This is a genomic window from Paenibacillus sp. J22P90 (assembly GCF_059692195.1).
Map to the genome: position 1 here is coordinate 963399 of NZ_JCAUAY010000001.1, position 12543 is coordinate 975941.

The window sequence follows — 12543 nt, forward strand, 5'->3', positions numbered from 1 at the left end:
GGATGTCTCGGGTTTCTTTACTTCTCTAGCAGCATGTTAATCCTGCAAAGAAATGTAGATTGCTGAGCGATAGCGAAGTCGGTATGTTAAACCTAGCAGTTATGAAGCATAGGAGGATTAGTATGCCTGCAACGATTGAGACCTATTCCGTACCTTCCATTTACTCGGAATCTACGTATTATTCGGTAAAAGCCGATCAGGTCGGCGTACCTGTGATTTCTTTTTTGACGGATCGTGATTATGATTACGCTCATTTTTCTTATTCCGGCTCGACGTCTATAACCATTACGGTGTGCGAGCCGATTGATACGTATGCGATAAGTCCGTTAGCGTTCGAGATTCAGGGAACGGCAGCTGGGAATCAGCTGACCTTCGATCTGAATGAGTCGCGCTATCTCATTGTAAAAATCAATAATTTAAAGGAGCTCGTCCTCATCGCAGATCCTTTAGAAGTGAGTGCGCCACTTTCATCTGGCGACGGCATCTATCATGTGGTCAACGATTATGGTGCTGACCGCACAGGAAAAACGATGGCGACCTCAGCGATCCAGGATGCCATTAATGCCGCAAACTCAGCTGGCGGAGGCATTGTCTATGTTCCTGAAGGCATATTCCTGATTGGCAATCTAATCCTGAAAAGCCACGTGACCCTCTATCTGCAAGGAGGAGCCGTGCTTAGGGCGACCGATCAAAAAGAAGATTACCGTGTCGATTTTCATAAAGATAGTTTACATCTGGACGGCACCTGGTTCATTCAAACAGAAGCCAATTCTACCAACATCGCGATCACAGGGAGAGGGACAATTGATGGAAACGGTTCCTGGCTGAGAGCGAATCAAAGCTTTGTTAGCAATCTAATTGTTCCGATAGCTACGTCCAACTTTACGATCGATGGTATTATTGGCCGTGATGCGGGGCTCTGGGCGCTCATTCCGACTCGCTCTAATCATATCAAGATTGCGAATTATAAGGGTTTTCAATCGCTGGTCGATTATGAGGATGATGCCATTGATATCGTAGAGTGCCAGCACGTGCTTGTAACACATACGATTGCGATTTCGGAGGACGACCCGTTTTCGACCAAGACTTGGAATGAAGCAACAGATATTGCGAAAAATTGGCCAGGATCGCCTCAAGTGCTTGAAAACGTAACGTTCGACGATGTGATCGCATGGACTTGCTGTGCGGCTTTTAAGGTCGGGATGGGTGTAGAGCAAGTGCAAAGGAATGTCGTTTTTAAAAATGGATACGTCTATCAAGCTAGCCGTGCTTTAGCGATTCACCACCGTTTTGGTACGTTCCCTGCTGAATATATCACCTTTGAGAACATCGATATTGAACAAGTCATCCACACAAGAAATGGCCCATATTGGCTGCATTTAGAAATCGAAGACAGTGGAAGAGGGATTGGACCGGTCAACCAAGTAGTCTTGAAAAATATTAAGGTGCGTGATCAAGGTCAACTCCCATCCATGCTGCGTGGAACGGCTCCTTTTCTAATTGAGGGTGTTACCTTTGATCAGATCTATATGAAGGGCAGCGAGAAGCCCGCAACTACAATGGAAGAGATGAATATTCGTAATGTCGAACTATACGTTTTACATGATATCCGATAATGAAGGAAGTGTTTGGATTGCGCGTATTGCTGACTGATTTACCCTATAGTGAACAAATCAAACAAAATCAATCCCAAAAGCCTTGGGAACAGGCCACGGGTTGGCCAAGCCGTTGGGTGACATGTGCAGAGGCTGACAAACCGCCTTATGTCATCGTTTACCGTTGCAAGTTCTCTCTACAAGAAGGTCTTCGTGTAAGGGTACACGTATCGGGCGACGAAAGATATGAGCTGTATCTGGATCATAAAAGAATAGGCCGAGGCAGCGAACGCGGAGACCGCACCAATTGGTTTTATGAGACGTATGAGGTTGAGATTCCGGCAGGCGAACATCAATGGATTGCTCGCTGCTGGTCGATTGGCAAGCATAAGCCATGGGCGCAGGTCAGCGTACAGCCAGGCTTTCTGCTAAGCCCGGATGATGAATCACTCGCACCTTTAATGGGGACTGGCGTTGCTCAGTGGGAAGCGAAGCCAATGCCGGGCTATCGGTTTATTCCAACGCACTCCGGCATCGGCACAGGCGCTAAGTTGGATATAGACGGCGCAAGCTTTGACTGGGATGCTATGTCCGGGGGAGGCGAAGGGTGGCTCCCCGTGCAAACGAGTGAGAAAGTCTACCACAGGACGGATAATTATCATTTTACGTCGGTACAGCGACTTATGAGCCCTGCTACCTTGCCTGCAATGCAAGAGGTTCGTTTTACGCCGCAAGCTGTTCGTTTTGTTGAACAAGCTGGCATCCTAGAATCAGAAGGACAACCGATCGACGCAAATCACGATCTTCTAGATGAGCATGACAGTTGGCATGATTTACTTACCGGACAACCGATGTACGTTCCAGCTTTTACCCGAAGACGCGTCATTATTGATTTAGGTAACTATTATTGTTTCTATCCTGAGCTTGTTGTATCGGGAGGGAAAGGTTCTGTCATTCGACTTCATTGGGAGGAATCTTTGTATGATGAAGCACAAGGCGGACGCAAGACGAATCGGAACGAGATTGAAGGCAAATGGTTCAAAGGGATCGGCGAAACGTTTCGTCCGGATGGCGGATTTGGCCGAAGCTTCGATACGCTGTGGTGGCATGCGGGTCGATATGGCGAGCTGATCGTGGAAACGGAAGGCGAAGTGCTATACATTAATGAATTCAGACTGCTGGAAACGCGATATCCATTGGAAATGGAAGGCTCAATTCATAGTAGTGATGAACGCTTAAATCAAATCGTTACCCCGTCTTTCAGGACGCTGCAAATGTGTGCACACGAAACGTACATGGATTGCCCTTATTGGGAGCAGCTCATGTATGTGGGGGACACCCGCATTCAGTCGCTCATTACTTATGTGAGTACGCTCGATGATCGGTTACCTCGTAAAGCGCTGGACATGTTCCGAGCTTCCCGTAACAACCATCTTGGAATTGTGAATTGTGCTTACCCAGATCAAGGTGGAAAACATATTTCCTCCTTCTCCTTGTGGTGGGTGGCGATGGTCTACGATTATGCCTTGTGGAGAGGTGATTCTGCGTGGGTTCGTTCCACGATGAGCAGTGTCCGGGATGAGTTGGATCGGCTATTGCTCCACCGTTCATCGAATGGGGCGGTAAAGCTGCCGATTTCGTGGAATTTCATGGACTGGCAGACATCGCCTTCAGAGGCATGGAGCCATGGTGTGCCACCCCATGGAGAGGATCGTTTGAATGCGGCTTATAATTTGCAGATGATTCATACGTTGGAGCTGGTCGCTAAGTTAGAAGCTTACTTAGGTGAAACAGAGCTGGAAGCACGAGCAAAGCGGCAGGCGAAAGAACTTGGCAGTGTGGTCGAGCAGTTGTTCTGGAATGAGGAGCGAGGGCTGTTTGCCGATGATACCGGACATCTGAATTATTCGGAGCACGCTCAGGTGCTTTCATTCTTATGCGAGTCGATTTCACCTGAAGTAAATCGTCTCCTTGTACCTAAAATGCTGAAAACTGATGACGACTTGATGCGTACAAGTGTTTATTTCGATCATTATACGTTCGAAGTGTTACTCACCTCTGGTCATGTTGAAGCGATGCTGGGTCGACTCGAGCCATGGTTTGGTATGGAGGCGAATGGTCTTAAGACGACGCCGGAAATCTTCCAAGACTCGACTCGCTCGGACTGTCATGCTTGGGGAGCTCACCCGATCTACCATCTTTACACCAATTTGCTTGGCATTCGCCCGGCAGCGATGGGCTTTTCATCGGTCGTGATTCGTCCGCAGCTAGGCCCCTTAACAAGTCTGAGTGGCAAGCTTCCGCACCCGAAAGGCTTCATAGAAGCGAAAGTAGAGCGCCAAGAAAGCGATTGGCTAGTGGAAGTTTCATTGCCGCAAGATTTGCCTGGCACGTTGGTTTGGGGCGATGAAAGTTATATTTTGAAAGCGGGGCAGAATGAGTTCAGATTTGCGTTGTGAAGCGAAAATGAAGCTTGCTGCTAGGAGATAGTCTATAAAATCGCCTCAGTAAGCACCAATGTTAACTCCGCGAAAGGTTGTATATTGCTCCATCATCATATCGGGGATAGAATGGGAAGATAGAAACCCTTATATGATGAAGGAGAGAGCCCAACTTGAGAAGAAATTGGTTCCATCGCTTGCTACTTTCCTATGTCCCTGTGCTTATACTACTCGTTTGTTTATTCGTATTTATCGGGGTCGTTCAGCTTAATGATTTGTCCCGCAAAGAAGCGCTGAAATCCAGTGGCGTATATGTGCAAAATATTCAGAGCAGCATCGACATGTCGCTGAACTCCATTGAAATGATGATGCTGGAATCGATAACTCGTAATATTAACATAACAACCTTCGCTGGGATGCAAAGTGATACTAACTTTTTCATTGAGCTTTCCAGGCTGCTTCAGAGCCTAACAGCGACCAATCCGTGGATTGATTCTGTCTATTTGTATCGGGCAGGTGATGGGACGGTTATTAGTGATAAAACAAAGCTGAATGTCGAGCAATTTGGAGATAAAGCTTTCATAGAAAGTCATTTAGATCATCCTGAATTAAATAGCTGGAGTCTGCCCCGTGCTTATCGATCGGTAAAAGATGGGAATTTGGAAGGTACAGTTATTTCCTTGTCCCAAGGTGTTCCCCTGCAAAGTAAAGGGATCGCGATGATGGTCGTTAATGTGAAAGTGGGAGCTATACAAGAGTTTCTAAGCAAATACGGCATATCTGAAGTGAATCAGATTGCGCTCAAAGACAGTCAAGGGAAGTTGATTTTCGAGCAAAAAGGCAAAGATTCCAAGGTTGATGATATTACGATTATATCCAACTATACAGGTTGGACCTATACAAGCTCGCTAAAGAAGGAAGAGCTGGGCAATATTTTTAACTATATGAAGAGCGGTTGGTTTATTGTTGGCTTCGTCGGACTACTGCTAGCTATAGGTTGGATTGTGTATATTACCCGCAAAAACTACAAGCCGATCGAAACGATCATGTCCCGAATTGAGAAATACAATCAGGTACATAAAGAGCATCCGATTCAAGGGCCTACGGTGGATGAGCTTAGTTATATTGATTACACGCTCGGCAGCATCATTGAGGTCAGCGAGGAGTATCAGAATCAGAGTCTCGTGAATCAAAAGTATCGTCGCGTCCAGTTATTTCATGAAATCGTGGATGGCAATCGTTCGATTGATAAGTCCGAGTGGAACAATGAGATGGCGGAGCTCGGCATGAAGCAATTAGGCGGTGCGGCTGTTAGTATCGTCGAAATTGATAAATATATTGAGTTTATTAGCGGGCATTCACGTGAAGATCAGGGGCTATTTAAGTATATTTTGAAAAAAGTCGTGGAAGAGACGGCGGAAGCTCGCGGGTTACGTATCTGGCAGGAATGGGTCACCAACCATCGGTTGTGTATGATTGTTCTGGAGGAACAGTATGAGACTCGCATGGAGTCTACGCTGGTAACGCTGACGGATCAGGTTCGTCAATGGTTGCAGGATAATTTGAAATTAACCGTGACTTTTGGGTTGGGGTCTACTGTGACCGATGTGCAATCGATATCCCAATCCTATGAATTAGCGGCAAGGGCGCTGGATTATAAGTCTGCACTTGGCAGTAATCGGGTCATCGGCCATTGGGAAATTGAACTGTTGTCGCACGATGATCTTTACGTGTACCTTCAGTATGTACGGACAATTGCGCAAGCCTTCCGGGTTGCTAATGAGGGGTGGCAGGAGCAGCTGAAGCTGCTTTTTGAAGGATTGCGTAGACTGATGCTTCCCAAAGAAGAGATCAGCGGTATTCTCAGCTATATGAACTATTATTTCTATCGGGAAATGATGGAGCTGCCTCCTGAATATCAAGAATTATGGAATCGGGAATTTCGGACACCTTGGGATGAAAATATGGAAACGCTCGAAACGCTGGATGAGCTGGAGTACTTTTATTTGGAGTCGATTTCTTCCTGTGCGAAAAAGATGGAAGCCATTCGTGAGAGCAAGGGCAATCACGGTGTGGTGCAAAAGGTTAGAGATTACATTGAAGCGAATTTCAGCGATCCCGATCTCTCTCTATCGAGTCTAAGCGAACAATTCAACATGAATTCGTCCAGCTTGAGCACGCTATTTAAAGAAGATTTTGGCGAGAAGTTCGTCGTCTATCTGTGCCAAATACGGATGGAGCATGCGAAGGAGCTGCTAAGAAGCACCTCCCTGCCTATCCAAGAAATTTCGGAGCGAGTCGGATATCTGCATCAGATGTCATTTATTCGAGCGTTCAAAAAAATGATTGGCACAACGCCAGGTGATTATCGAAAAGTACATCAATAGGCTCGATATGCATGTCGGAGGTTTATATATGTCAAATATATGGGGACAGTTACTGCATCCACCTAATGAATATCGAACGATCCCATTTTGGTCGTGGAATGATAAGTTGGAGGTCGCTGAATTAGAGCGGCAAATCGAAGAGATGCATAAAGCGGGCATCGGCGGATTTTTTATGCATGCTAGAGGTGGACTTTTAACCCCTTACATGGGTGAGGAATGGATGGGGGCGATTCAAGCCTGCATTAAAAAAGGTAAAGAATTAGGCATGTCTCCCTGGCTTTATGATGAAAACGGATGGCCCAGCGGATTCGCGGATGGACAGGTGCCTGCCAAAGGGTTAGCCTATCAGCAGAAAAAGCTCTTAGTTGAGCATGCTCCTTTTCAAAGTCCAGCGGAACATACCATTGCATACTACGAACAGACGGAGAGCGGGTATAGGCTGCTTGGTCAGAATGTGGAAGAGAAGGCTCAGCTCCGCATTTACTATGAAGTGAATCCTTACTATATTGATACGTTAAGTGCGATGGCGGTTCAAGCGTTCATTGACTCTACCTATGAAGCATATTGGGAGCGCTTCGGCGAGCAGTTCGGTGATGTAATTAAGGGATTTTTTACAGATGAACCGCAGTTTGCGCGTGGGCATTTGCCGTGGTCGTTTGAATTAGAAGCAGCTTTTCAAAGTGCTAACGGATATGCATTAAAAGAAGCGCTGCCTGCCTTATTTTTACAAGTAGATGGCTATGCAAAAGCAAGATACGACTACTGGGCGTGTGTAACCGCCATGTTTACGAACGCCTATGCCAAGCAAATCGGCGATTGGTGTGAAAGCAAGGGCTGGTCATTCACTGGACATGTCGTTGATGAGCAAGCGCTAATGATTCAAGTAACATCGGTCGGAGATCCGATGGCCTTTTACGAACATCTGCATATGCCAGGCTGTGATTGGCTTGGACGTTTTATTGGCGACGAGCCGATAGTTCCGAAGCAGGTCGGATCGGTGGCTCATCAGCTTGGGAAAAAGCAAACGATCACCGAAACCTTCGGCTGCTCCGGTTGGGATATTAGCTTCGAAGACTTGAAGCGAATAGGTGAATGGCAGTTCGTCCATGGCATTACGATGATTTGCCAGCATCTGCAGAGCTATAGCTTGAAAGGCCTGCGGAAGCGGGACTATCCGCCATCTCTGTTCGTCCAACAGCCTTGGTGGGAAGAGTATAAAACCTTTAATGATTATTTCGCTAGATTGTCGCTGCTGCTCACAGAGGGGACAAGACAAGTCGAGGTGCTGCTCTTGCACCCAATTCGCAGTGCCTGGACCTTGCAGCGCGGTGTAGATCGCACAGAAATCACGCCGTTCCACACATCGTTCGCTCAGCTATCCCGCTGGATGTGCCAAGCCTTTGTCGAGCATGATTACGGCAGTGAGAGTATCATCGAGGGGCACGGTCTGGTAAAAGATGGCCAATTCGTCATCGGCGAAGCGGCTTATCGTGTCGTTGTGCTGCCGCCAAGTGTGACGATTAGCCGAACGACCTTGACGCTTCTTCAATCGTTCGTCGAGCAAGGCGGGCAATTGATTGCTTGCTCACCGTACCCTCAGCTTGTGGATGGTGTGCCAGACAATGAACTTGCACATTTGCTCGCGCAAGCAAACAAGCCGGAATGGTCGTCAGAAGCCATCGTCGGCGCGATTACGAAGGTGAGTGCCCCTTCGATTCGGATGACGGACGAGAAGGGTGCCGCCATCGCAGCTGACACCGTCAACGTGCAGACGCTGGAGCTCGAGGGTTCACGCTTGTACTATATCGTGAATTCTGGCATCGAACGGTATGCTCTCGTTGAGATTGAGCTGCTTCACAAAGGACAAGTGAACATGATTGACCTTGCGAGCGGAGAGGTTGGCCGCCTAGAACAGGGAGAAACGGTCGATGGCATCCGGGTTCAGCTTCCGCTTTATCCAGGGCAATCCTATATGTTGAAGGTAGAACCGCTTGTTGGCAAGACTTCGGAGAGACTCATGCAAGCTGTTGATGCGCGGGAGACTCAGTTTACACCCTTGTGTACGCTTAGCTCCAATTGGCAAGTGGTGTCGATAACGCCAAACAGCCTAACCTTAGACACATGCCGCTTGCGTGTGGAGGATGGGGACTGGTCACAGCCACAGCCTGTCATTCTTTTGCAAGAACAATTGCTGGCGCTAGGTCGCCCTGTTCAAATCGAACTAGAATTTCCATTCCAGGTAGGCTGGGAAAGCGGCTTTGACCGCGAATTGCATATTGTGATGGAAAGACCAGAGCTTTTCACCATTGAAGTGAACGGCACGGCTGTATCCTCGGTAAGCTGCGGCACGTGGCGAGATGTTGCTTTCCACAAAATTGACATTAGCGGCAAGGTTCACAAAGGGGAGAACCACATTCGTTTGCGAACCCTGTTCGATAATTCACCGGAAATTTATCAAGCGATTGAAAATGCCAAGCATTTTGAATCAGAAGGTAATAAATTAACCTTTGATATGGAAATCGAGAGTATTTACCTACTGGGTGAGTTTGGTGTGGCATCCACTTCCACCTATGCTTATGGTGAACGCAATGCCGTTCATACGGAGGGGCCATTTGTGCTCGCGGAGCTGCCTTCTGTTGTATATACAAGTGATTTGGCTCAGCAAGGCCTACCTTTCTTCGCAGGCACGCTTCGTTTACAGCAGCAAGTTGTGTTGGATTGGAACGAGGGGGCAAGTGCAACGTGGAGGTTTGGAGAAGCTCCTCATGCCGCCGTCAGCAAGCTGTGGATTAATGGGCACGAGGTTCGAGCTTTTCTATGGGAACCCTATGAGGCAGATATTAGCAAATGGCTGGTTAATGGAAAAAATACGATCGAGCTGGAGCTTACGAATAGCTGCCGGAATTTGCTTGGTCCTCATCATCATATCCATGGTGAGATTTACAAAGTCGGTCCTTCCAGCTTCACGAATACACCAGGATGGACGGATAAAGGGATTCCGCAAGGCGTCTCGATGTATGTCGACCGTTATACATTTGTTCGTTTCGGCCTAAGGATGCTGCCTAGCATTGTAACCGAATAATTATTGGGGTGAGCGAAGCTCACCCCTTTTTGCCATAGCTGTGCCTAATTCATTTCTCTAAACCGCTCCGGCGTAAACCCGATCTGCTTGCGGAAGCTGGCAATAAAATGGCTGGCATCACGAAAGCCTACTTGCGCAGCGATCTCTTTAATTGCTTGCGCTCTGTCGCGGAGCAGCATTTCTTTGGATTTTCGCAGTCGCATCATAATGAGGTACGCGTAAGGGGAAAGGCCAAAAGCATGCTGAAACAAGGTGTTCATATGTCTCGGTGTGACCCCAAGTACAGCAGCCATTTGTTCGATGCCGGTATCCGGATTGGCGTAGTGGGCTTCTAACCATTCTGTTAAGGGCTGTAATTGCAGCATCTGATTGCCAATTGAGGTGCGGTTATTGATTTGGGCGTGCTTTTTGAGTTGGATCAAGAAGTGATACATATCTGCAGAAGCATCGTAGCCAGAGTAATCGGCTTTAGTCTCGAGGTTATGGATCATATCGCCAAGCGCATATCTAAAAGGACCTTCAGCATCCCATCGGAAAACGGCAGACTCCAGCATTTCTAACGTACTTAAGATGGCATGCGCACAGTTGCCTCCGAACGTGACATATTGAGTGCACCACGTATCCGTAACGGCGTAATAAGCATGGGGAACGCCAGGGAGCAAAAGCACACCGCTCCCTTTCGGTAAACGAACCTTTCGGTTGTCCATCTCAAACTCCCCTTCGCCCTCAAAGGTTTGCAGCCAATGATAGTAAGGGAAACCTTGCTTCCGATTTAGTCTCTCCTGATCTTCATGATGACCAATGCTATCGATAAAAAGGGGGTACGGTTGGGCAGAGGTTGGTGTTAACAAAAATCGCGTGTGCATATCGATTCATCCTGTTCCATTTTCTTATATAGGGATGCAAATATATTATATTTTAACATGAATATAAATCCAATATAATGTATTTATTCTTATATGAAATCTAATCGAAGAGGTGCGAAGCGTGATACATACGAAGCTGCCAAAGATCTGGTACGGCGGGGATTACAACCCTGAGCAATGGGATAAAGAGGTTATGAATGAAGATTTACGGATGTTCAAACTTGCCGGTATTGATGTGGCGACGATCAATGTTTTTTCGTGGGCGCTCTCACAACCGAATGAAGATACGTACGATTTTACTTGGCTGGATGAGACCATTGATCGACTCCATGCCGGTGGAGTTTATATATGTTTAGCTACGAGTACAGGTGCTCACCCTGCGTGGATGGCAAGGAAATATCCAGATGTGTGTCGTGTAGATTTTGAAGGACGCAAGCATAAATTCGGTAAGAGACATAATTCTTGTCCTAATAGTCCAACTTATCGTACGTATTCGGAGCGAATTGCAGAGAAATTAGCGGAACGCTACAAGGATCATGAGGCTGTGCTCATTTGGCACGTCTCCAATGAATACGGCGGGTATTGCTACTGCGATAACTGCGCAGCTGCCTTCCGCACATGGCTGCAAGCACGATATACCACATTGGATGAGTTAAACAAAGCATGGTATACAGGGTTCTGGGGTCATACGTTCTATGACTGGGATGACATTGTTCCACCTAATGCACTTTCAGAAGAAGAGCCTGGCGATCGTTCTTTCTTTCAATCGACTTCCTTAGATTATCGTAGATTTATGTCCGACAGCTTACTCGACTGCTACAAACTGGAATATAACGTAATCAGACGTCATTGCCCGGATACACCAATTACAACGAATTTAATGGGGCTTTACAAGCCATTAGACTATTTCAAATGGGCGCCATACTTGGATGTCGTTTCCTGGGACAATTACCCGTCCTTGAATACGCCGGTCAGTCTGACTTCCATGACGCACGATCTGATGCGTGGGTTGAAAGACGGTCAGCCGTTCATGCTCATGGAGCAAACACCAAGTCAGCAGAATTGGCAGAAGTATAACTCGCTGAAACGACCTGGCGTTATGAAGCTATGGAGCTATCAAGCGGTTGCGCGTGGCGCGGATACGGTGTTATTTTTCCAGCTTCGCCGATCGGCAGGTGCTTGTGAGAAATTCCATGGTGCGGTCATTGAGCATGTTGGAAATGAACATACCCGCGTATTCCGAGAATGCGCTGAGCTAGGGCATGAGTTGGAGCGACTAGGTGATAAAGTGCTGGACGCAAGAGTGAAGGCGCGTGTCGCCATCGTGTTCGATTGGGAAAACCGCTGGGCAGTTGGACTCTCGAGCGGTCCAACAATCGATCTTGATTATGTAAAAGAAGTACACAAATATTATGACGCACTGTTCCAACAAAACATTCAAGTTGATCTCATCGGCACCCATAAGGACCTCACGGGATATGATATTGTTATTGCACCTGTGCTCTATATGGTAAAAGGTGGATACTCCAAGCGCGTAGAAGAATTCGTTCATGCTGGCGGCACATTCCTTACTACTTTCTTCAGCGGCATTGTCAATGAGTCTGATCGCGTAACACTTGGCGGTTATCCAGGTGAATTGCGGAAGGTACTCGGGATTTGGGCAGAAGAAATCGATGCGCTATTCCCGGATCAGAGCAACCAAATCCAGTTGACTGAGCAATGGGGTGGGCTTGAAGGCAGTTACCAATGCGGCATTCTCTGTGATTTAATCCATGGGGAAGGCGCAGAAGTGAAAGCCGTGTATGGGAAGGATTTCTATCAAGGTATGCCTGCGCTGACAGTTAATCAATTCGGGGCGGGTCAAGCTTGGTATGTGGCTTCGAGTCCAGAACCAGCATTTTTACAAGGCTTGCTAGGCAATTTGTGCCAAGATAAAGGCATTACAGCACCAATTGCACCTGTACCTGGGGTTGAGGTTTCCATCAGAACTAGCCCTACGGATGATTCATTCGTGTTTATTTTAAATCATAATGATCAAGCTACTTCGATCTCGTTAGGCGCATTACAAGGAAAAGATTTAATTTCAGGCAAAATGATGGTTCAGGCAGTTACATTAGCACCTAAGCAAGTTCTTATTATTGAGAAGGAAGTATAGTCAGTAAATCTAAATAG

Annotated in this window: 6 protein-coding genes; 5 read left to right on the plus strand and 1 reads right to left on the minus strand. The window is 47.1% G+C overall.

Annotated features, from left to right (window positions below):
- The first annotated feature begins 122 nt into the window (after positions 1-122).
- The 4 genes from AC58UX_RS03445 to AC58UX_RS03460 all read left to right on the plus strand — a co-directional run bounded on the left by AC58UX_RS03445 (position 123) and on the right by AC58UX_RS03460 (position 9505).
- On the plus strand, positions 123-1616 hold the full coding sequence (locus tag AC58UX_RS03445; protein ID WP_497249691.1) for a glycoside hydrolase family 28 protein: 1494 nt from the start codon (positions 123-125) through the stop codon (positions 1614-1616).
- Positions 1616-4054 (plus strand): alpha-L-rhamnosidase-related protein, encoded by a 2439-nt coding sequence (locus AC58UX_RS03450; RefSeq protein WP_497249692.1) that lies wholly within the window; start codon positions 1616-1618, stop codon positions 4052-4054. The genes AC58UX_RS03445 and AC58UX_RS03450 overlap by 1 nt, the downstream gene beginning before the upstream one ends.
- Positions 4055-4209: 155 nt before the next feature.
- Positions 4210-6423, plus strand: coding sequence for a helix-turn-helix domain-containing protein (locus tag AC58UX_RS03455; protein WP_497249693.1), 2214 nt, complete (start codon positions 4210-4212; stop codon positions 6421-6423).
- A gap of 28 nt (positions 6424-6451) precedes the next feature.
- Positions 6452-9505, plus strand: a complete 3054-nt coding sequence (locus tag AC58UX_RS03460; RefSeq protein WP_497249694.1) for a glycosyl hydrolase — start codon at positions 6452-6454, stop codon at positions 9503-9505.
- Between the two features lie 44 nt (positions 9506-9549).
- Here AC58UX_RS03460 and AC58UX_RS03465 read toward each other — a convergent pair whose 3' ends face one another.
- Positions 9550-10371, minus strand: a complete 822-nt coding sequence (locus AC58UX_RS03465; RefSeq protein ID WP_497249695.1) for a helix-turn-helix domain-containing protein — start codon at positions 10369-10371, stop codon at positions 9550-9552.
- Positions 10372-10492: 121 nt separating this feature from the next.
- On the opposite strand from AC58UX_RS03465, the gene AC58UX_RS03470 reads away from it, so the two are divergent.
- Positions 10493-12526, plus strand: a complete 2034-nt coding sequence (locus AC58UX_RS03470; RefSeq protein WP_497249696.1) for a beta-galactosidase — start codon at positions 10493-10495, stop codon at positions 12524-12526.
- Positions 12527-12543: the final 17 nt, after the last annotated feature.